We start from the raw sequence: 24,217 nt of genomic DNA on the forward strand, positions 1-24,217 counted from the left end.
GGATGGTGGAAAGCAGATTACCGACTCCAGACCTATTTTTTTTCAAAACAGATAATGGAATTGACAGGTTTACCATCCGATCGATTGTCTTTTGCAGATTTTCTGAACAGGGTCCGTACCGATTTCCGTTTCCGGATCGGTGAAGAAATCGCAACTTTAGAACAACCTTACGTCTACGATATGACCTTCCCGATTCTTTGCCCGAAAGGAGAAATTTGGATTCATATCAAAAAACTTCATCAGGAAAAAAATGCACATGGCGATTCTATTATCACAGGCTCGATACAAATTGTCGATAGTCCGGAAACGACCAAATCCGAGCAAGCAGCTGCATTAAGGATAAATAATCTCTTGTATCAGCTCAATAATATTTCATATACCTTACTGTCTTTTCTGCAAAACAACAATACATCCGAAATCATTAATAAAATCTTGCAGGATATTCTTCAGGTATTCAAGGCAGGACGGGCATATATCATCGAATACGATTCCGAAATCAAAACACAGACTTGTACTTTTGAAGTAGTAGATAACAATATAGAGAAGGAACAGACACTGATCACCGACCTGGCGACCACCGATAATGTCTGGTGGACCGAACAAATCATGTCGGGACATTCTATCGTCTTATCCACTCTGGACGACTTACCGGAAGAAGCTGCTTCCGAAAAAGAATTTTTAGCTTTACAATCGATAAAATCACTTATCGTCGTACCTCTGGTATCTCCTCAGGGAGCTTGGGGATATGTAGGAATCGACGTAGTTGAAGATTTTCATCAGTGGAGCGATGAAGATTGTCAATGGTTTACTTCCCTGGTCAATATCATCAATATTTGCATAGAGCTTCAAAAATCCCGGCAAGAGGCACAAACCGAAAGGGATTATCTGCAAAATCTATACAAACATATGCCACTGGGCTATCTACGTGCCCGGATTCTTTACGATCAACAACAAAATCCCGTAGACCTGTTGTTTACCGACGCCAATCTGGCTGCTAAAAAAATCACCGGAAAATCAAACTTCAACGGTCTTCGGGCCAGCTCGCTAGGCTTGGATTTTTCATCCAATCTCCTCCAATTAACAACACTGTCACCCAACAAGGATTATCTGGACGATACCCATTTTGTCAGCAGAATCAATAAATATTTTCATTTCATTTCCTACATGACCCGTCCCGACGAAGTCATCTATCTGTTTTCAGATATAACGGAAACTTTCAATACTCATCAGGCTTTGGACCGCAGTGAAAAAATTCTGCGTAATATTTACGACAATTTACCAGCCGGAATTGAACTTTACGACAAAAACGGTTTCCTGATAGACCTGAATACCAAAGATATGGAAATTTTCGGAATCGCTAACAAAGAGACGGTACTAGGAGTCAATTTGTTCGAAAATCCGAATCTTCCTTTACATATTATCGAAGCGTTGCGCCGTAAAGAAGCCATTACTTTCCGCATCAAATATCCTTTCTCTACAATCAAAAATTATTATTCATCGAAGAAAAACGGTCTTCTTGAAATATACACAACTGCAACAGAACTCTACGACTCTCAGGGAAATCTGATCAATTACCTGTTAATCAATATCGACAATACCGAAATCACACAAGTATATAGCCAACTGGCAGAATTCGAAAGTTCGTTCTCTATGGTCAGCAAATTCGGCAAAATCGGATATTGTAGATTCGACATCTGGACACGTACCGGCTATGGGATCCCTCAATGGTATTATAATCTGGGAGAAGAAGCAACGACGCCCCTCTCTGAAATCATCGGTGTATACAAACACGTACACCCTGAAGACCGGGATTATATCCTGAAGTCCATCCAGCAAGTGAAAGCCGGAGTAATCGAAAGCTTTTTCAAAGACTTGAGAATCACCACTGCCGAAGGCAACAAATGGACGCGGATCAATGTAATCCGTAACACAATGAACGATGATCCCCAAAAGCTGGACATGATCTGTGTCAATTATGATGTCACCGAATTGAAAGAAACCGAACAACGCCTGATCGAAGCCAAAGAGCGGGCAGAAGAAAGTGATCGTTTGAAATCTGCTTTCCTCGCTAACATGAGCCATGAAATCCGGACACCCCTAAATGCAATCGTCGGTTTCTCCGATTTGTTGGCCGAGTCGGACGACCGGGAAGAACGTTTCGGTTATTTGAAGATTGTACAAGAAAATAATGAATTGTTACTACAATTGATTTCAGATATCCTCGATCTTTCTAAAATTGAAGCAGGGACTTTCAAATTTATCAACGACCGGGTAAATGTTTATCAACTCTGCAATGAGATTGTCCGGTCTTACAGTATCAAGATTAAAAATCATCAAGTCAAATTGATATTCGATGAACAATCCCCGGTTTATTACATAACCAGTGACAAAAACAGGGTGATTCAGGTACTCTCGAATTTCATCAACAATGCGCTGAAATTTACTTCACAAGGTACGATTACACTGGGATATGAACTCTTGCCGAATCATGAACTCAAACTCTATGTCTGTGATACCGGCCAAGGCATTGCCGAAGAAAAACAAAAAGTCATATTCGACCGTTTCGTCAAATTAAATACTTTCGTTCAAGGTACAGGTTTAGGATTATCGATTTGCAAAAGTCTGGTAAAACAAATGGGAGGACAAATCGGTGTAAACTCCAAAGAGGGCGAAGGGTCTTGCTTTTGGTTCACCCATCCGATCTCCTTGACTCAAACAGAGAAAAAACGGAATAATCCTGAAAATTAAAGATTTTTTGTAATTTTACCTGTTTTAGTAGGTGCAATAAGACTATATTTTTATATCTCATTTATAAACTTAAACAAAAGTATAATGTATCAAACTGATAAAAGAACAGTAATTACCCTCGATGCCGGAGGGACTAATTTTGTTTTCGGAGCTATCCGGGGCAATCAGGATGTGATCAAACCGATTTCTCTTCCTTCCAATTCACATGATTTGGGTCAATGCCTGGAAACGTTGGAAAGAGGATTTCGGGAAGTAATCAACGCTCTGGATGAAAAACCGGTAGCCATCAGCTTTGCTTTCCCCGGTCCGGCCGACTATCCCAACGGAATCATCGGCGGTTATCTGCCTAACTTCCCTTCTTTCCGGGATGGGGTTGCCCTCGGTCCTTTTTTGGAAGACAAATTCGGGATACCTGTATTTATCAACAACGACGCAGATTTATTTGCTTACGGGGAGGCACTTGCCGGAGCATTGCCCGAAATCAACTCCAAACTGGAACGTCTGAACAGTGCCAAACGCTATAAAAATTTATTGGGATATACCTGGGGAACCGGATTCGGATTCGGATTTACCGTCAACGGACAAATGCACATCGGAGATAACTCTTGTGTGGAGACTTTCTGCCTGAGAAATAAAAAATACCCCGACGTGATCTGTGAAGATGGTGTGGCGATCCATGCTTTAAAACGTGAATATGCCAAAAATTCCGGAGATACCGATCACAACCTCGAACCCAAAGATATGTTCGATATCGCAGAAGGGACCCGGGAGGGGAATCGGGAAGCCGTCCTAAAAACTTTTGAAGACTACGGAGAAATCGCCGGAGATGCTATGGCAACCGCAGCAACACTGATCGACGGCCTGATCGTCATCGGCGGCGGAATTACCGCAGCCCGTAAATATATCATGCCTGCTTTATTAAAAGAAATGAGGGGACAACTACAACGCATGAACGGTGAAACCATTAGCCGGCTTCAGTTTAAAGTATACGACCTGGATGATTTCAATGAATTCGTCGAATTTGCCAAAGGAGGGTCCCGCGAACTGAAAATATACGGAACCGATAAATCAGTAGTCTACGACCCTATGAAACGCATCGGTATCACCATCTCAAAACTGGGTGCCAGCCGTGCCATCTCACTCGGAGCATACGCCTTCGCTTTGCAACAAATCGATAGACAGGAGTGAAGAGTTGAGAGAGTTAAAAGAGTTGCTGAGTTATTGAGTTGAAAGAGATACTGAGTTGAAAAGAGTTGATGAATGACTAAATTGCCATGCTGTTGATCTGGGAAAATTTGTGAAAGGAAGGTAAATTTAAGTATTATTTGAATCATTCTGTTATTGGGATTAAATAATCAGTATCTAAAAAATTCTTCTGATCCAACTATCTATACCCCTTCAACTCTTTCAACTCTATAACTCAACAACTCAGTAACTCAGCAACTCAGTAACTCAGCAACTCAGTAACTCAGCAACTCAGCAACTCAGCAACTCAGCAACTCTTTTAACTCAGTAACTCTTTTAACTCAACAACTCTCTTCCCCCTCCTTTTTAATTTTTACATTATCCAATCGGTATTCAAGTGCCTTCACCGATATCAGTAACTCACGGATAGAGATAGCGAGAGAAATCACCAACAAGAGTAAAGCCACTCCGAAGGTATATACAGCAACCAATTGCCATCCCACATAGATAAACAGCGTACAAACCACGCACAACAGCAAGCTGGATACTCCGAAAATTTGCATCGAGCGAGCCATATACAACCTTTTCCGCAAATTGTCGATCTGCCGTTGTGCCATAGGGGTCGGATTTTGTTCGTGTTCTGTTTTCAAGCTCCTGATCACCGATGCATAAGCCAAAAAACGATTCGTATAAGCCAACATAATCAACGAAATCGCCGAGAACAAAATCGAAGGTGTCGTCAGGGTCAGTTCTTCCATAAAATTTACGGTGAAAACAGGTAAAAACAGATAAAACGGGAAAACAGTTCTCTTGTTCCCGTTTTATCTATCGTTACCTTTTATAATGAATAATGCAATAACCATTTCCGTTCTTCAGGCCCATTACTACCGGCAGGATAGAAAGTTAACCCTTTGGCCGGATCTTTGGCCCATTCTTTCAGGATTGGATCGATAAAACGCCAGCTTAATTCCAGGGCATCCGTGCGGGTATACAAAGTAGAATCCCCTTGCATCGCATCCAGCAACAAACGCTCGTAAGCATTAGCAATATAGGTATTACACAACGAATCATAAGCGAAATTCATGCTCACCTGTTTAACTTCGAAGAACGATCCCGGAACTTTCAACCCGAATTTCAACGAAATACTTTCCGGCGAATCCACTTTCAGTATCAACTCATTACAAGAAGAACGGGGACAAATTCCGCTGAACAAACGATGCGGAACATTCTTGAAATGAATCACGATTTCAGACCGGGATTCTTGCATGCGTTTCCCCGTATAAAAATAGAAAGGTACCCCTCCCCAACGCCAATTATCTATAAAAAAGCGCATAGCGATATACGTCTCTGTCGTAGAATCCGCCGCAACTCCATTTTCCTCCCGGTAGCCGACCACACTCTCCTCTCCTGCTTTTCCGGCAATATACTGTCCCCGAATCACATCATTGGGTGACAGGGGATGCAAAGCCCTGAACACCTTCGCCACTTCATCGCGCATCAGGTTGGCATCGAAAGCCGAAGGAGCTTCCATAGCAACGAACCCCATCAACTGCATCAGGTGATTTTGTATCATATCCCGCAATGCTCCGGCCCCTTCATAATATTTTCCCCGGTTTTCTACCCCTAATTTTTCAGCCGCATAAATTTCGATAGAATCGATGTAATTCCGATTCCACAACGACTCGAAAATCTGGTTGGCAAACCGAAGCACGAGTATATTCTGTACCGTCTCTTTCCCCAGGAAATGATCGATCCGGTAAATATCTTCTTCGTCGAAGATCGAACACAGTTGTTTATTCAGTGCTTGTGCCGTTTCCAAACTGCTCCCGAAAGGTTTCTCGACGATAATCCGCCTCCAACCTCCTTCTTCCGACGCTTTATTCAATTTACTTTTACGCAGCGCTTCTGCAATCGGGCCATATTTTTGCGGTGGAGTCGCCAGGTAAAAAATCAGATGATCCGGAATATCTTTTGCTTTCCGTAATTCGGCAATCTTCTCAACCAGCAAATGATACTCGGCCGCTTCATCCGAATTGAATCCTAAATAATGTACCCTTTCCAGAAAAGCATCCAATTGTTTAGCTTCAGGATGTTTCCCTTTCAAAAAAGCCTTCAGATTATCTTTCTGCTGTATCCGGAATTCCTCATCCGAGAAAGGAGTCCTCGCAACACCTAAAATCACAAAATTTTCAGGCAGCATATCCCGAGCAAACAACTCATACAACGAAGGCAATAATTTACGTTTCGTCAAATCTCCGGAAGCCCCGAAAATGACCAATATTTGTCCATCTGGTTTTATCATAATCCTCGATTAATAACTTTTAAACTTCATCTACTAAGCATTATAAGTTCCTGAAACATTCCCTCCCGTTTCATTCCAATCGGTATGGAAAAATTGTCCTCTCTCCATATCTGTCCTTTCATACGTATGAGCACCGAAATAATCCCGTTGCGCCTGAATCAGATTTGCAGAAGAACGTTCTGTCCGCAAACCGTCGAAATACGTCAAAGCGGCAGCCATGCAAGGAATCGGAATGCCACTCAACAGACAGTCGGCCGTAATCTTTCTCCATGCAGGCAAAGCCTCGAGTATTCGGTTTCGGAAAAAATCGTCGAAAAGTAAGTTTTCCAAACCGGGTAAAGCGTGATAAGCCCGGGTAATTTGCTCCAGAAAAACGGAACGGATAATACAGCCCTTCCGCCAAATTTTAGCCAACATGCCGTAATCTAAATTCCATTGATAATGCTCGGAAGCTTTTTTCAACAAAGAGAATCCCTGTGCATAAGAAATCAATTTCGAAGCATATAGGGCGTGTCGCAATAAATCCGGTAAACCGGCATGTTCATGAATATCATTATTTTCACTTCGATACAGAGCCGACGCCTTCGAGCGTTCGTCGGCCATGGCCGAGAGGAAACGGGCATGTACCGCCTCTGTGATCAAAGTCAACGGATCGCTTTCCTCAAGAGCAGCTTCGGCAGTCCACTTACCGGTACCCTTTTGTCCGGCAATATCCAAAATACGATCCAGTAAATATCCTCCGTCCGTATCTCTTACCCGGCAAATATCGGCCGTAATTCCAATCAGATAACTATTGAGTTCCCCTTTATTCCATCCGGCAAAAATATCGGCAATCTCGTCATTCTCCAACTGTCCGTATTTCCGCAACATAAAATAACTCTCAGCGATCAATTGCATATCTCCGTACTCGATTCCATTATGCACCATTTTTACATAATGCCCGGCCCCACCGCTTCCTATCCATTCACAACAAGGCGTACCTTCATCCAATTTGGCAGCGATCCCCTGCAGTAAATCCTTCACCAGCGGCCAGGCTGCCGGAGAACCGCCTGGCATTACCGAGGGGCCTGTCAAAGCTCCGATTTCTCCACCCGAAATCCCCGTTCCCACATAAAGCATTCCCCGGGCTTCCACCTCTTTCACCCGCCGTTCCGTGTCCCTAAAATCGGAATTTCCTCCATCGATAATGACATCTCCCGGCTCGAGATGAGGTAACAATTCCTGAATCATCTCATCGACCGGAGCTCCGGCCCGGATCATCATCATCACCTTCCTCGGCCGCTTCAGGGAAGCAACTAACTCCGGAATCGAGTAAGTAGCGATAAAATGTTTACCTGCACCACGGCCACGAAGAAAACGATCGACCACATTTTCTTTCCCGGGATGTAAACGGTTAAATACCGAAACTGTAAATCCCTTACTCTCGAAGTTGAGTGCCAGGTTTTCCCCCATCACTGCCAGGCCGATCAAACCAATATCAGATGTATGCATATAGATAATATTTATAAGTTTATATACGATATAAATAAGATTTTTATAAATATAAAGGAAATTTGCAAATATCGCCCCTTAGAAATTAAAAAAATATTGTTAAAACTCATTTTTCCCTCAACGGCCTATCCGAATTTTACGATAAAGAAAGCCCAAGGTTACTTTCACCCCGGACCTCCGAAACAGTCCTGGCACATAAAAAAAACGGTAACAACAGTCTGTATCCAGAACCGTTGTTACCGTCTCCTTTAGCGTTACCGTTATTTATTAGTAAAGACAATATGATCGTCTTTCACATCGATTACAATCTGGTTGTCTTTGGTAATCTTTTCTGCCAGAATCTGTTTAGACAGGTCGTTCAGCAAATTCCGCTGGATCACCCGTTTCACAGGCCGGGCACCGAATTGAAGGTCATACCCTTCCTGAGCTATCCATTCCACAGCTTTATCGGTAACCTCGATGGTAATACTGTTGTTAGCCAACATCTTCTGCAATGATTTCACTTGCAAGCGGACAATATCCACAATCTCGTTCTTCTGTAAGGGGGTAAACATAATCACCTCATCGATACGGTTGAGGAACTCCGGACGTATGGTTTGTTTCAGCAATTCATATACCTCATTATTGGTAGTCTCCAATACCTGATCACGGTTCTTCTCATTCAGGTCTTTCAATCTTTCCTGAATAATATGAGCGCCGATATTCGAAGTCATGATAACAATGGTATTTTTAAAATCTACAGTACGTCCTTTATTATCGGTCAAACGACCATCGTCGAGCACTTGCAGCAGGATATTGAACACATCGGGATGTGCTTTCTCGATCTCATCCAACAGCACCACCGAATAAGGTTTCCGCCGTACTGCTTCGGTCAACTGTCCACCTTCGTCATATCCGATATATCCCGGAGGAGCTCCGATCAATCGGGATACAGAGTGTTTCTCCTGGTATTCCGACATATCGATACGGGTCATCTGCGTCTCATCGTCGAATAAAAACTCTGCCAATGCCTTCGCTAACTCGGTTTTACCCACTCCGGTAGTTCCCAGGAAGATAAATGACCCGATCGGCCGACGGGCATCCTGTAACCCTGCCCTATTTCGCCGGACAGCATCGGCCAAAGCAGCGATAGCCACTTCTTGCCCCACTACCCGCTTATGCAATTCCTCTTCCAAATGTAATAACTTCGTCCGCTCACTTTGCATCATCCGGTTGACTGGAATACCTGTCCATTTCGAAACTACAGCAGCGATATCGTCGGAGGTCACCTCTTCACGGATCAGGGATTCACCATGTTTCATATCGGCTAATTTTTTCTTAACCACCTCGATCCGTTGTTCGGCTTCCTTGATTTTACCGTAACGCAATTCGGCCACCTTACCATAGTCACCCTCCCGCTCTGCACGACTTGCTTCGAATTTATACTGTTCGATAGCATCCTTATTTTTCTGTATCTCATCAATCAGAGAACGCTCAGACTCCCATTGTGCCCTGAGTTTTGTACGTTCATCGTTCAAATCGGCCAATTCTTTCTGGATATCCGACAATTTTTTGCTGGTTCCTTCCCGTTTCAGGGCTTCCTTCTCGATTTCCAATTGCTGGATCTTCCGGTCGAGTTCATCGATTTCTTCCGGCACCGAATTCATCTCTAGCCGCAATTTGGCTGCAGCCTCATCGACCAGGTCGATAGCCTTATCCGGGAGGAAACGATCGGAAATATACCGGTGGGACAATTCCACTGAAGCGATAATCGCATCGTCGGTAATTCTCACCTTATGGTGATTTTCATATTTCTCTTTCAGCCCCCTCATAATACTGATAGCACTCATCACATCCGGTTCGTCGATCATCACCTTCTGGAAACGACGCTCCAACGCTTTGTCCTGTTCGAAATACTTCTGATATTCATTCAGGGTCGTCGCTCCGATAGCTCTCAGATCACCACGTGCCAAAGCCGGTTTCAAAATATTGGCAGCATCCATAGCACCTTCCGACTTTCCGGCTCCGACCAAAGTATGAATCTCATCGATAAATAAGATAATCTCGCCTTCGGAAGCCAGCACTTCGTTGACCACTGCCTTCAAACGCTCTTCGAATTCACCTTTATATTTAGCTCCGGCGATCAATGCACCCATATCCAGCGAAAAAATCTGTTTCGAAGCCAGATTGGAAGGGACATCCCCATTCACAATACGCTGTGCCAATCCTTCGGCAATCGCTGTTTTACCTACACCCGGTTCACCGATCAGTATCGGATTATTCTTCGTACGACGTGATAAAATCTGCAACACCCGCCGTATCTCATCGTCCCGCCCGATCACCGGATCTAATTTACCGTTCCGTGCACGTTCGTTCAAATTTATAGCATACCGCCCCAAGGCATCATAACTCTCTTCTGCCGATTGAGAGTTGACTTTCGATCCTTTCCGAAGCTCCGCAATCGCTTCTTTGGTCTCTTTCTCTGTCAAACCGCTATCTTTCAACAATTGAGCCACCTGATCCCGGTTATCCAGTAATCCCAATAAGATGTGTTCCAGCGAAATATACTGGTCACCCATGTCTTTCGCCAAACGGGTCGCCTTCTCCAGAGCTTTGTTACTATCCGGCGATAAGTATACTTCTCCGCCCGAAACCCTGGGATAGCTATCGATAATCCGGTCGAGTGCCGATAACAGATTATGGCTATTGACTCCCAGTTTATTGAAAATAAAATGAGTAACATTCTCACCGACATTGATCACGGCTTTCAATAAATGCCCGGTCTCGATGGCCTGTTGCCCTTTACTCTGCGCAAGCTGCACTGCATTTTGCAAAGCCTCCTGCGACTTGATCGTATAATTATTTGTATTCATTGTCTATCTCTCCTTTCACTTATAGAGTGATTACAAATCTTATACCGATTCTCCGAATGAAAGGTTTCAGCAAACTTTTTATCATTATTTTGTCAAATTGACATAATCAATGCAAATATTCAAGACAAAACGACAGCCTTTAAACCGATAGAACCCAATGCCCGGACTACTGTCTTCCTTGATCCAGCCTGACAATTTATCCAGGTTTTATACTGTAACAAAATAATTCTAGGTTTATTTCATTACTAATTCGTCTTCGGTGCTCGGGATTGGCGACCCGGTCGCTTCTGTCGGTCGTCTACCTTTTTCTTTCACTGACCGGCGGAACTCCTCACTCCGTTCGTCAGACACCACCGGTCGGGCGTTCAGAAAAAGCAAGACGACACTCGCCAGAGCTCCAATGGTCGCCAATCCCGAGCACCTCCGACTAACGTTATCACTGAATTGCAGACCAGTCTTGATTTAAGAAAGCTTATTCTCACTGGAAATAATCCGGACGGTCCGTCTTCCTGCTGCTGCAAATTTCCGGTTGTATTTTCTTTGCCGGTTAGCTCTGCCGTGAGATGCAGGGTTTTATGCCGGAAGACCATTGGAGCGGGAACGAGGGTCCGGTTAGGTTTTCCGAACGCCCGACCGGTGGTGTCTGACGAACGGAGTGAGGAGTTCCGCCGGTCAGTGAAGGAAAGCCTTACCGGACCGTTCCAGGCGAACCGGTCTGACGGTATAAAGCCCGGAATCGGAATAGAAAGAAAAAAAATTAAACCTACTATTTTTTAGTTACAGCGGTTACAAAAGTACAATAAATACCTATTTCCTTGATAACATGAAACCAAAGTCAGCTGGAATAAACTATCTTTTTAGTTAATATTTCTTTAATTTTACGAGGAATGAAATCTTTTATGAAAAAAATGTCGATCTTGACGCAACGTAATAAAACAGGATGCATCTATATAATAAAACACGATTCGGATGAAAACAAAACCTAACTTCCAAAAAATCAGGCATTGGCTTCACATAGCCATATACATTCTTGTACTTTTGCTGTTTGCCAATTACGAGTCTCAGCGCAAACAACACCCGGAGCGTAACAAGCTTTTTGTAGATCAGCACCAACAGGCGTATGTGGAAGTCCCTTCGAATAACAGCTAAACCGGAAAGAGGGAGAACAGCACTAAAAAACGCTATCTGAAAAGATAGCGTTTCAGTGCACGGGTGGAGAGGCTCGAACTCCCGACACCTGGTTTTGGAGACCAGTGCTCTACCAACTGAGCTACACCCGTATTTGACGCTGCAAAGGAAAGCAAATTTCCTGGAATCTGCAATATTCCTGTACATATTTCTTAGATTTTTTTCCGCTTCAATTTTCCCATACGCCCCGGTTTAGAAATAATATTTTGACTTACAGCTTTTCATCTTTTTCAGCAATTCCTCCACCCAATAAAATATCTTCGTGGTAAAAAGCAACAGGTTGTCCCGGAGCAACGGCCCAGGCAGGCTCACTTAAGACCACTTTCAAGCGGTCAGGGCTCAAACGTTCAGCCCGGATATTTCCCCTCGGATTTAATCCCAACCCCCGGATTTTGATTTCTACCCCGGCAGCCAACAAATCCCCAAAGTACACTGCCTCCACCTGCCCGACTGTCAGCACAGAAGTATATAACCCGGATTTGGGAGCAACAATAATACTGTTCCTCTCCACATCGATCTCCCGGACATACATAGGAACTCCGGTCCGGTCGGGAATCCCCCGTTTCTGTCCAACCGTATAATTCAAGATTCCGGCATGTACGCCCAATACCCGTCCTTTATCGTCAATAATTTCTCCACTTTCCTGTCGGAAGTCTTTTATAGGATAATCCTTTATAAAATCACGGTAATCCTTATTTTTCAGAAAACATATCCCCATGCTCTCCCGTCTCCGGGCCATCTGCTCGTATCCATTCCGGGCCGCCCACTCCTTCACTTGTTTTTTGGTATATTCACCCAAAGGGGTCAACGCTCTTCTTAAAAGCGCCTGAGGCAGGCCCCACAAAAAGTAAGACTGATCCTTCTGAGGATCGATCCCTTTCCGGATATAAAATCTTCCCTCCCGTTCGACAATCCTGACATAATGTCCCGTTGCGATATACTCCACTCCCAACTCATCAGCCACCTGCTGTAACAATATCCACTTTACCCGGCGGTTACAAATGCAGCAAGGACTCGGCGTAAGACCCGACCGGTAAGCTTTTACGAAAGGATCAACCACCTGCTGCCTGAATAGTTCATGTCCTTCCCGGCAGAGGAAAGGGATATTCAGTTTTTCACAACTGTCTCTCACACCGCTTAAATCATTTTTCTCCCACAATTCCAGGGTCACCCCGATCACTTCATACCCTTGCCGGCGTAACAATAAAGCGGTCACAAAACTATCGACCCCTCCGCTCATACCGACAACCACCTTTTTCATATACAGATTTTTGAACTAGAAAAATTTTCAGGCAAAAAACAAATAGGCGATCACGACCGCAGCAATAATCCCTGCTAAATCGGCAATCAGTCCACACGGAACAGCGTAACGGGTATTCCGGATCCCCACCGCCCCGAAATAAACAGCAATGATATAAAAAGTCGTATCCGTCGCCCCCTGGAAAGTACAAGCCAAACGTCCGGCAAATGAATCGGCCCCGAAAGTCTTCATGGTATCGATCATCATCCCCCGGGCACCGCTTCCACTCAGCGGTTTCATCAAAGCTGTCGGCAGCGCATCCACCCAGTCGGCATTAAAACCAAGTCCTTCTATCCCCCGGGTAATCGCAGACATCACCACTTCCATAGCCCCGGAAGCCCTGAATACCCCGATCGCCACCAAAATCGCGATCAAATAAGGAATGATCTTTACAGCAGTAGCGAATCCATCCTTAGCCCCCTCGATAAAAGCATCGTACACATTGATCCGCTTCCAGGCCGCCATCCCGATAAATACCATGATGATACCGAACAGAATGATGTTACTGGCGACATTCGAAACAACGGTTACCTCTTCTTTATCCAAGGTTGAAAAATACCAGATCACTCCCGCCATCAAAGCCGAAATTCCTCCCAAATAAGCCAGAATCACTCTATCGAACAAATTGATCTTTTGATAAATAGCGACAGCGATCAAACCAGCCAAAGTAGAAAAATAAGTGGCTAGTAAGATAGGAATAAAAATATCGGTCGGATTAGCAGCCCCCAATTGGGCCCTATATACCATGATCGACACCGGTACGATCGTCAGTCCTGAAGTATTTAATACCAGGAACATAATCTGAGCATTCGAAGCCGCATCTTTCCGGGTATTGACCTCCTGCATTTGCTGCATCGCTTTCAATCCCATCGGTGTAGCAGCATTATCCAAGCCCAGCATATTAGCAGCCAGATTCATCATAATGGACCCATGGGCAGGACTATCCTGAGGCAGCCCAGGGAAAAGACGGCGGAAAAACGGATTGATCATTCCTGACATCACCTGCACAGCCCCCCCCCGTTCACCGATTTTCATGATCCCCATCCACAAAGTCAGCACTCCGGTCAGCCCCAGGGAAATCTCGAAACCGGTCTTCGACATATCGAAAGTAGAGGTCATCATAGCGCTGAATACTTCCGTATCACCTCCTATCACTAAACGAAATAAAGCGACGATAAAGGCAACGGCAAAAAAGAAAATCCAGATATAATTCAACACCATAATTCACTACACCTGATTAACGCAAAGGCAACTGATCACGACAAGTAAAAAGCAAAACTTTTTACTTGTCAGCCAGTCCCTTGCAAGCTTTAAGGGTATTTTGCAGCAAAGACACAATAGTCATCGGCCCCACTCCTCCCGGAACAGGCGTGATATAAGAACATTTAGGAGCTACTCCTTCAAAATCTACATCCCCCACCAGGCGGAAACCGGACTTCGTTTTATCCGAAGGTATCCGGTGGATTCCGACGTCTACCACTACCGCACCTTCTTTTACCATATCGGCAGTCACAAAATGAGGTTTTCCCAAAGCAACGATCAGTATATCGGCTTGTAACGTCATTTCTTTTATATTTTGCGTACGGCTATGACAGATCGTCACCGTACAATCTGCATATTTATCTTTACGTGACATCAACACCGCCATCGGAGTACCTACGATATTGCTTCTCCCGATCACCACACAATGCTTCCCTTGAGTGGGTATTTCATAACGTTTCAGCAACTCTACGATTCCCGCGGGAGTTGCAGGCAGATAGGCAGGCAAACCGGTCACCATCTTGCCGACATTGCAGGGATGAAATCCATCCACATCTTTATCGGGATCGATAGCCATCAACACTTTATGCTCAGAGATATGACGAGGCAACGGCAACTGTACGATATAACCGTCTACGTCGGCATCCTGATTCAACTTATCGACGACAGCCAACAATTGTTCTTCGGTAATATCGGCCGAATACCTCATTTCGGTGCTCTTGAAACCGACCTCCTGGCAAGCCTTTACTTTGCTGGCCACATAAGTTTCACTCGCCGGATCGTTACCTACCAGAACGGCCACCAAATGAGGTGTTTTGGCTCCGGCTGCTTTCATCCGTTTTACTTCATCTGCCAACTCTTGTTTTACCTGAGCTGCAATTTTTTTCCCCTCTATTAACTCCATTTCTTCTATTCACTTTTCGTTAATCACTTACAGTCGCTCAACGTCTCATGCCGGGCATTTTCCGCATCAGTTTACCACCACCGGACAACATCTTCATCATCTTCTTCGATTCTTCGAATTGTTTCAACAGACGGTTCACGTCCTGAACGGTCGTTCCACTACCTTCGGCAATTCGCTTACGGCGTGAACCGTTTATCAGGGCCGGATCCTCCCGTTCGGCAGCAGTCATGGAATAGATAATCGCTTCAACTCCTTTAAAGGCATCGTCGTCGATATCGATATCTTTCAGTGCTTTACCGACACCGGGAATCATGGAAGCCAGATCTTTGATATTTCCCATCTTTTTGATTTGCTGGATCTGACTCAGGAAATCATTAAAATTAAACTGATTGCGGGAAATTTTCTTTTGTAATTTTTTGGCTTCTTCGGCATCGAACTGTTCCTGAGCCTTTTCTACCAGGGACACGATATCTCCCATCCCCAGAATACGGTCGGCCATACGTTCGGGATGGAAGGCGTCCAAAGCTTCGAGTTTCTCTCCGGTTCCGACATACTTGATCGGTTTGTTCACTACCGTACGGATAGAAAGAGCGGCCCCCCCCCGGGTATCTCCATCCAGTTTGGTCAGAATCACTCCGTTGAAATCCAGCCGTTCGTTAAATTCGCGGGCAGTATTCACTGCATCCTGACCGGTCATCGCATCGACCACAAACAGGGTTTCATTCGGATGAATAGCCTCTTTGATTGCAGCGATCTCGTTCATCATCTGCTCGTCGATAGCCAAACGTCCTGCCGTATCGACAATCACCACATCATACCCCTTCGCTTTGGCTTGTTTAATGGCATCCAAAGCGATCCTTACCGGATCTTTGGTCGTCTCATCGCTATATACAGGCACCTGGATCTGTTCGCCCAATACTTTCAACTGCTCGATAGCAGCGGGACGATAAACGTCACAAGCCACCAGCAAAGGTTTCTTCCCTTTTTTATTCTTCAATAAATTGGCAAACTTACCGGAAAAGGTCGTTTTACCGGAACCTTGCAAACCGGACATCAAAATAATCGCCGGATTACCTTTTATATCTACTTCGACATTCTTGCCCCCCATCAACTCAGCCAACTCATCGTGGACAATCTTCACCATCATTTGTCCCGGTTTGACAGCCGTGAGCACATTCATACCCAAAGCTTTCTCTTTCACCCGATTGGTGAAGTCCTTCGCTATTTTATAGTTGACGTCGGCATCTAACAAGGATCGGCGCACCTCCTTCAAGGTCTCCGCGACATTCAATTCTGTGATTTTTCCCTGCCCCTTTAATATCTTGAACGACCGTTCCAGTCTTTCCGATAAATTCTCAAACATATCTTATTCGCTTTATATTTAATGATTATTTTATCTTTTCCCAATATTTTTCAACACCACAAATGTTTTATCGATCAAGGCATTATCAACCACCACCGTAAACTCGTTGGTAGAAGAGATGACTTCGGTCAGATTGATACCTTCCCAAGATAATTCTTTCATAATGGTATAATAAAAACCGGCCTGCATACTGTTCCCTTTCGGCAATTTCAGCGTCACCGAAGACAGACCGTTTTTTTTAAAGAGACACAACTCATCTTTAAAATAATCGGCGATCAATTCCTCCATCGTGTCGCTGATCACAAGATTGGTTTCGAAAACTCCCTGTACCATCGTATAAAAAATCTCATCGTTTTTCACCAGATTTTTCAATACTTCGATATGGCAATCCAATAGAGTAGGTGAATTTTTAAAAGTATAGTCACACAAACTACTCCTAAGAATAATATCCCCCATATTACTCAGCAACTTATTCAACTGCACCTGCTCCCGCACCTGCAAATAAGGCGCCAACCGATTCAAGGCCATCACAATAGCCCCGGTATTCACTCCCTTCTGCAACGCTCTCTCCACATCGGGCTGCAATTGCCGGGCAAGCGAAGAAACATTGATAATGCCCGCCGCTAAAGACTCCGACAGATAAGGCCGGTGTTTTACGATATCTTCTACAACATGAGAAATACTGACCATATAAAGTACATTTAAAAGATGAGCTGTTTAATTTTCAACAAAAATAGTATATTCTGAGCATTTAACCACCGATTTTTCTATTTTTTTCATAAGAAACGAAAGAAATGAATACAACCAGACAAACGCATAAAAATAACCGGTAAAATAGAAAAGCCAAAAAATCCGGCAGGATCACTCCTACCGGATTCACACAACATAAATTTGAAACTACACTTATCAACGCATCATTCTGCAATTGTACAAGGAAGTGACACGTTTGCCTTCATATCCTTTAAAAGATACCCGGATTTTATCTTTTCCCTCGGTAAATTTAGCAGGGATTACAATCGTATTTTCGACGAAGTTTCCATCTTCACCTTTAGGAGAGAACAATTCCAGACGTACACCATCGATCAGGATTTCGAAGGTATCACGGCCACAATCCCCACCCCAGAAAGTCATCATCATCTTCATGGATTCCGTCCCGGATACTTTCATATCGAAATCAAAATATCCGGTCGGATAAGCATACCGGTATTTTTTACCCCTGAAATCTCCGATACGGCTTTCCCCGGCACTCAGGTTATGATCCCGTTCGGGCTGCATTTCTCCCAGCACGATATAATCGACAGTCACCTTATTCAACTCTTCGATCCGCAATCTTTCTGCTTCGTATTCCGCCTGTTTTTGTTTCCATTCCCCGGGTGAGAATACATCCCAATACACCGTATAATACTGATCGTAGGTATTGTAAAAAGGAATCAACGTCACCTCTTTCGGATAACCCAAACCTTCGGTTTCAAAAGTCAGTGGTTTACCGTTTACCGGGTGGATATACTTACATACCTGTTTGTCGGGTGAAACAAAAACCGGTACACCCCGGATCGGTTCTATCTCTTTCTCACCCAATGCACCTGCCAGTAAAGTCGGTCCGTAGAACACAGCCCGCCGGTCGGCATTATCCGGCATTTCCTTCGTATAAAGATTCATCGGTATATTCAATTCGATCCGGTCGCCTGCTTTCCATTTCCGTTCCAGCGTAATGAAAGATCCCGGTTTGGATGTTACTTTCTGCTTTGTACCGTTTACTTTCACCACGATCCCTTCTCCGGCCCACACCGGATAACGCAGATTCAAAGCCAAAGGCTGACGTTCCCCCTCGACCACTTTCAACGTCACCCGTCCATTCTCCGGATAAACGGTTTCCAGCCTCACTTTCAATCCCTTCTCTTTCCAGGTCAATACCGAGGGTATATAAAGATTGACAAACAGAGAACGGTCGTCGCTACCGTGACTGTAAATCGCCCCCCCATACTTGGAATGATTTTCAAAACCACTTCCCATACAACAGGTGAATGAATTGTATTTATCGCAAAAATCTTTCCGGGTTCCCATCGCCAGCGGCACAAAATAACAGGTCATTCCCGTTTCGGGATGCTGAGAAGCCAGGATGTGATTATACAATGCTTTCTCGTAAAAGTCGAGATACTTCGGATCTCCGGTCCATTCATACAGATGCCGGCTCAATTTCAGCATATTATAAGTATTACACGTCTCACAGGTAGAATGCGTCAGGCGATCGTTCAGTTTATCGGGTGTCGAAAGATATTCTCCCGAGCTATTTCCCCCGTTAGCATAACTGTGATGATTTACCATCGTTGTCCAGAAAAATTCGGCAATCCGTTCATCCTTTGAGTTTCCGGTCAACTCATACTGACGTGCACTACCGATGATCTTCGGAATCTGAGTATTCGAATGCAATCCGGGCAGGATATCTTTCCCTTCTGCCAACGGTTCCATCAATCGTCTGTGGTAAAATCGATACGAAGCGTCCAGGTATTTTTTATTTCCGGTCAGAGCATACACCTGGGCAAATGCCTCGTTCATACCCCCGAACTCACAATTCAGCATTGTCTGTACCTGTTCGTCCGTCAGTCCGGCAAGTACGTCCACCAGGTAATCAGCCAAATTCACCAGCACTTTTTTAGCAGTCTCGTTCCCAGCTAACAGATAAGCATCATTGAGTCCCATCATGGTTTTATGTTCGTTGTACCAGGGGACCCACAAGCCGTTCAAATCGAATCCGGCCGAACGGATAATCCCCTTTTTCACCTGTTTGAATACCCGGTCTCCCCCCGGCATGCCACCGATAAAACCGTTCACAAAATATTGCTGGCAACTATCCAGTTCGTGCACGATATAATCCACCCGTTGTTTGAAGCGTTCGTCTCCGGTAGAGGCATACTGTTGTGCCACAGCCGAAAGATAATGTCCCAGGGTATGCCCGGCTATCCCCATAGACTCCCAGCTTCCATAAGATTCTCCTTTCGGCTCGAGGCCTGCATTCTTCAGGAAATTCGATAACAAACGGTCCATATCCATTTCCAGCATCCATGCCGCATTCCGGTCCATAGCATTCTTAAAAGGGCTATCCAGCAAACGGACATCCTTCAAACCGAAATACTTCACCTTCGCCGGCACCACATTCCCGACAGCCAAGGCCGCACAATGTTCACAGGCTCGGCCTACCGACACAATCCCTATAACCAGTAACCATCCTATTATTAATTTTCTCATAACTTCCATTATTTTCAAATTCTACCTTTGCACCTCTTTACTCTGTTCCGAGTACAATCACATTCGCACTAAAAGGGCCTACTTTCACCTGTTTGGTATTTTTCAAACTTTTTTCCGACACTTTCACCACACTTTCCTGTCCCGGTGTATTATAAGCCATATCGTCGGGTCCGGTAAGGGTATAAATCGTCGCCACTCCGTTCAACCGGCATGTTTTTGCCTGATACTCAAACTGTCCACCCAGTATATCCAGCTCGAAAGTCACTTCTTCCCAGCCCGGATTTATAACAGATAAAGTCAATGCCTGATCGGAAGACCGGATAGCGGCAGCGACATCCAGGGGACGTAACTCTCCGTCCACTTTCACCGGAACGGTACCGAATTGTTCGCGATATAATTTCAACACCTCGCCGGTCGAAGCATAACAAGCATCCGTCGTCGTCGCTTTGATACAACCGATGACATTCACCGTTTGTGCATAATTGGCCATAAATACCATATCGCTTTGACGGAGGAACTCATTCAGTCCGGCAGCAATCCCCAAAGCATCCCGTAAGAAATAACGGGTACCCAATTCGCCATAGATATGAGGACCGTACCAATAATTCCATTCGTCCATACAAATACGGATATCTTTACCTTCCAAAGCGGGTATATCTCTCCGGTACCCCCGGTGTGCCTCGGCTATCCGGCGAATATTACGGGGAATTTGCAATACGTGTGTCATCAGTCCTCCGCCATGCCAGTCCTGACAATAAAAATGTTCGCTCACCAAATCCATCCGGTCGGCACAATTAGCCAAAATCATTTCGTCCCACCGGCCCACTTCTCCGACAGCAATCAGGTGGATAGAAGAATCTACTTTCCACATCGCATCTGCAAAACTGTTATGTTTTTTCACAAAAGCCTCCGTACTCATAAAACCGAGTTGCCAATCCCCGAACATTTCATTCCCGACGGACCACCATTTCACCTTCCAGGGTTTTGCCTGTCCGTTTTGTTTCCGCCATTTACCCATCGGTGTATCCTCTGCACCGTTACAATATTCCACCTCATCGGCAGCTTCTTTTACCCCTCCCAAACCGGCATTTACAGCAATATAAGGCTCGGTATCCAACAATTCACACAATCGCATAAACTCATGAATCCCGACATCGTTCGATTCCACTCCTGTCCAGGCCGGATTTCTCCGGGGAGGCCGTTTATCCCGTTCACCGATCCCGTCATGCCAATCATAACCACTGACGAAATTACCTCCCGGCCAACGATATACCGGAGCTTTCAATCCTCTCAGCAAAGCCAGCACATCCGCCCGGAAGCCGTCGATATGATCATCCGGCATCAAAGAAGCCGTACCGATCCATAATCGTCCTTCTTTTTGCGGACAGATCGAAAAAGTAGCATCCTTTACTTTATGATCGAAAGCTGAAAAATGCACCGGATATTTACGATAAGTAGTCCCGACCTCCAAGGATAATTCCTGAATAAACGAACCGTAATTCAACATCACTTTTACCGGCATTTCGCGATCGGCTTTCATTACAATATATCCCGAACAGGAAATACCGGGCCGTAATCCCAGTTGCGTCTGTTTCAGCGCGATCCGTTTACCGTCGGATTTCAACACCGGAGTATGCCGTCCTGTATAGGGAGCCGTCTCGTCCATATATAAACCTTCTTCCGCTTTATCCGTGCCCGCAATCTGCCAGGGAGAACCTTTTTGCCCCGGAGCATACCAGAATTTCCGGTCCATCAACATTTCGGCCCAGATACCTCCATAAATACAATGCCCCATATGTTCTATAAATTGCCCATAAATATAAGGAGACATCTCCGCCTTTTGCTCTGCCGGATCAACTTTTATACTGGTTTCGATGACCTCCGTACCCAGACATTCGAACGAAAGATCGTCAAACCATACTTTCCCTTTTGCTTTTCCTTCTGTTCCCAGCAAACATGATACGATGACACAATCGTTCGCTCCGGTCTCAAAATCACAACTGACCAAAGTCCAGTCTTGCGTACCGGTAAAATCAGGCAATTGTACCTCGACTCCCTGCAAGCGGAATCCGGCTCCCCCTTGCGGTTCGGCCACTACATTTTCACATTTGATCCACCCTTTGAAGCGATATTTCGACCACGGTTTGAGATTCACCCGGTTATTCCAGTATCCATTAGCCAAACCGTCGGCTGAAATACATAAACTCCGGGTACCGTCATGAGCCGTTGCATCATAGAAGTGCAAAACTTCTTTACTGGCAGGAGGAGCCTGCCAATAGAGCACTTCTGAAGAAACGACCTCTTCGGCAGAACCGTTCTTTATTTCTCCCCACTGTCCACCGGTCAAAGGTTGACGCTCTTTTGGGACAGAACATGCACAAAGCACCGCTATCCCGAATAAAACGATATTATTCTTCTTCATTTTCGATATTTATTGATGTATTTATGACAACTAATCTGCTCGTTCGTAGCCGGGAAAAACTCGCTCAAAATATCGTACAAACCGCGGTCATATGCCTTCAATTCCTTGCGGGTATTCACCTGGTTATGTTTTCCGTCCGGTTTAGGAACTTCAGCATTCACATTAAACCAATCCTGTACTCCTTCGGCCCAATACTCTTCGATATTGGTCGCGGCATAGGTATCTTTCCACTTTCCGGCAGCCAAAGCGGCATCATAAGCTTTTTTCAGACGTTCATTAAAATCGGGATATACAGTCAGTATTCCGATCAAATGAATCGAATGGGCAAATTCATGGACCAGAATATCTTCGGCATGGTATTTATCGATCTGATATCCCAAAATATTTTCTTCGGCACAAGTCGTCAAAGGCAACCACTTCGTTCCTCCTAATCCCCTGGCTCTCAAGTCCCAATTCAAAGAAGTATCCCGAGCCAAATGAGCATGTTCGGGGATATCGGTCGTACCTTCATAACGAGCCATGACGCCCACACGGGTACCGATATCTGTCATCGCCTTCAACACCCCGGCAGGCAGATATCCGGTCAACGCCGTCAACGTACGGTGAGCCGCATACATCGCCGAATCGGGAACCCGCCAGGAAGCTATAATATGAATCCCGTTGGCATTCAGGTATTTCTTGTAAAAAGGATTCAGCTTCAGCTCTAGCGGTGGAGCCGTAATCCCCGGTTTCTGTCCGGTTACTCTCTGCTGCGCCTTTCCCAGACACAGCAGACAACAAAATACAATGCACATCACATATTTCATAACACTTTCATATTAGGGTTAGACAATCTGCCCACCAGCACACCATGCAGAGGTACATCATTAGCATCCGGATTTTCATCCGCCTATCGGTTTAATACCTTTTCCTCCACTTTATTACGTCCCGGTTTTTCCTTTTTCAAATCACCTAAACAAAGGAATGACATTCCCTTAACTTTCAATAAAACATATATGCAAAAAAATACAACAATTGTACAAATCGAGTTTTTAAAAGGAAAATAGCATATAAAAATCATACATACGATTGTTGACTTGCCCCCAAAACCGGATAATAAAAAAAGGAACGGTGCATGTCCAGTTTTAAACCGTTATTACCGTTTTAACTGTCGGCACCGTTTTAACCTTAAAATAGCATCCGGTATCGGAGAAAATTATTCTGCAAAAACCAAAGTTCTGATACAATGTTCGGTTTGACCGGATGCCCATGAATAATAGTCGAACTCAAAATATAAAGTCTTCGTATTTTTATCATAGTAAGCGATATAATCCGATTCGAGAGCCGTATTCACCGGTTCATACATCGTCACGATTTCAACTTCATAAGCTCCTGAAGGAGCCCCGTCTGCAGTAGATTCCACCTGATTAATCTTAAATAATAGTGGATAAGCAGTATTTCCATTATCCAACCCCATAGCATAGTCGTAATCGGCAGCCCTGAATTTGGCATAGCGATCGTCATAAAGGCTAGTGCCTGCAGCTTCCAGTTCGGTTGTTATCGCATCGTACTCTGCTTTCGTATAGATTTTATCACCGAAATGAACATATCCGGTATATCCTTCTTCTGTCAATGTATAGTTTCCGGCTAATACACCGGCCTCCAAAGCTGGTAAAACGACTACCGATGAAGCATCCATCTGGGTCACCGTAAAGCTTTCGGTAACCCCTTCCCACACTCCGGTAATCGTAGCCGTACGGGTTTTTCCGGTATTGTTCGCTGTAGCCGTCAAATTCAGAGTCACAAAAGCATCGTCTTCGCCAGCGACAACCATATAACCGTCGGTACCCTGTACAAAACTGACTCCCTCACTACCGACAGTCAACCAACTCACACCGGTCCCTTCTACTTTATACTTCGTCATACCGATATAATTTCCGGAAGTATTCGACTTTGTACCTCCCGTATATGAAAACT

Annotated in this window: 15 protein-coding genes and 1 tRNA gene; 2 read left to right on the forward strand and 14 right to left on the reverse strand. The window is 44.7% G+C overall.

Features of this window, described 5'->3' with window-relative positions:
- Positions 1-54 precede the first annotated feature (54 nt).
- Positions 55-2,748 (forward strand): sensor histidine kinase, encoded by a 2,694-nt coding sequence (locus tag WS34_RS07035; RefSeq protein WP_286693660.1) that lies wholly within the window; start codon positions 55-57, stop codon positions 2,746-2,748.
- Between the two features lie 84 nt (positions 2,749-2,832).
- Positions 2,833-3,936 carry an ROK family protein gene (locus WS34_RS07040; protein WP_022161111.1) on the forward strand — a complete coding sequence of 368 codons (1,104 nt, stop codon included), beginning with the start codon at positions 2,833-2,835 and terminating at the stop codon, positions 3,934-3,936.
- Between the two features lie 338 nt (positions 3,937-4,274).
- On the opposite strand, the gene WS34_RS07045 is transcribed toward WS34_RS07040, so the two are convergent.
- From WS34_RS07045 to WS34_RS07125, 14 genes are all read right to left on the reverse strand, one after another.
- Positions 4,275-4,691: a DUF2721 domain-containing protein gene (locus WS34_RS07045; protein WP_013612380.1), complete on the reverse strand. Its 417-nt coding sequence runs from the start codon at positions 4,689-4,691 to the stop codon at positions 4,275-4,277.
- Positions 4,692-4,771: 80 nt separating this feature from the next.
- Entirely contained in the window at positions 4,772-6,235 is a 1,464-nt protein-coding gene (gene zwf / locus WS34_RS07050) for a glucose-6-phosphate dehydrogenase (RefSeq protein ID WP_013612381.1), read from the reverse strand.
- 33 nt (positions 6,236-6,268) lie between these two features.
- Positions 6,269-7,726 (reverse strand): decarboxylating NADP(+)-dependent phosphogluconate dehydrogenase, encoded by a 1,458-nt coding sequence (gnd, locus tag WS34_RS07055; protein ID WP_046403946.1) that lies wholly within the window; start codon positions 7,724-7,726, stop codon positions 6,269-6,271.
- 260 nt (positions 7,727-7,986) lie between these two features.
- A complete protein-coding gene (gene clpB, locus WS34_RS07065; RefSeq protein ID WP_046403949.1) occupies positions 7,987-10,578 on the reverse strand; it encodes an ATP-dependent chaperone ClpB in 2,592 nt (863 codons plus the stop codon).
- Between the two features lie 1,207 nt (positions 10,579-11,785).
- Positions 11,786-11,858, reverse strand: a tRNA-Trp gene (locus WS34_RS07080).
- 119 nt (positions 11,859-11,977) lie between these two features.
- Entirely contained in the window at positions 11,978-13,027 is a 1,050-nt protein-coding gene (gene mnmA / locus WS34_RS07085) for a tRNA 2-thiouridine(34) synthase MnmA (protein ID WP_022160516.1), read from the reverse strand.
- 27 nt (positions 13,028-13,054) lie between these two features.
- Positions 13,055-14,287, reverse strand: a complete 1,233-nt coding sequence (locus WS34_RS07090; RefSeq protein WP_046403955.1) for a spore maturation protein — start codon at positions 14,285-14,287, stop codon at positions 13,055-13,057.
- A 61-nt stretch (positions 14,288-14,348) separates the two neighbouring features.
- Entirely contained in the window at positions 14,349-15,230 is an 882-nt protein-coding gene (folD, locus tag WS34_RS07095) for a bifunctional methylenetetrahydrofolate dehydrogenase/methenyltetrahydrofolate cyclohydrolase FolD (protein WP_502685462.1), read from the reverse strand.
- A 37-nt stretch (positions 15,231-15,267) separates the two neighbouring features.
- The gene (gene ffh / locus WS34_RS07100) at positions 15,268-16,593 is read right to left on the reverse strand and encodes a signal recognition particle protein (protein WP_013613532.1); all 1,326 of its coding nucleotides are present in this window, start codon (positions 16,591-16,593) and stop codon (positions 15,268-15,270) included.
- Between the two features lie 30 nt (positions 16,594-16,623).
- On the reverse strand, positions 16,624-17,283 hold the full coding sequence (locus tag WS34_RS07105; protein ID WP_013613531.1) for a hypothetical protein: 660 nt from the start codon (positions 17,281-17,283) through the stop codon (positions 16,624-16,626).
- A 216-nt stretch (positions 17,284-17,499) separates the two neighbouring features.
- The gene (locus tag WS34_RS07110) at positions 17,500-19,839 is read right to left on the reverse strand and encodes a glycoside hydrolase family 127 protein (RefSeq protein ID WP_286693661.1); all 2,340 of its coding nucleotides are present in this window, start codon (positions 19,837-19,839) and stop codon (positions 17,500-17,502) included.
- A gap of 37 nt (positions 19,840-19,876) precedes the next feature.
- Positions 19,877-22,261 carry an alpha-L-arabinofuranosidase family protein gene (locus WS34_RS07115; protein WP_286693662.1) on the reverse strand — a complete coding sequence of 795 codons (2,385 nt, stop codon included), beginning with the start codon at positions 22,259-22,261 and terminating at the stop codon, positions 19,877-19,879.
- Positions 22,258-23,067, reverse strand: a complete 810-nt coding sequence (locus WS34_RS07120; RefSeq protein WP_013613528.1) for a hypothetical protein — start codon at positions 23,065-23,067, stop codon at positions 22,258-22,260. Before WS34_RS07120 ends, WS34_RS07115 begins: the two co-directional genes overlap by 4 nt.
- A gap of 389 nt (positions 23,068-23,456) precedes the next feature.
- The coding region (locus tag WS34_RS07125) for a BACON domain-containing protein (protein WP_046403963.1) at positions 23,457-24,217 on the reverse strand (761 nt) is incomplete at its 5' end.

The organism is Odoribacter sp. N15.MGS-14 (assembly GCF_000980245.1).
In the GTDB taxonomy this organism is placed as follows: domain Bacteria; phylum Bacteroidota; class Bacteroidia; order Bacteroidales; family Marinifilaceae; genus Odoribacter; species Odoribacter splanchnicus.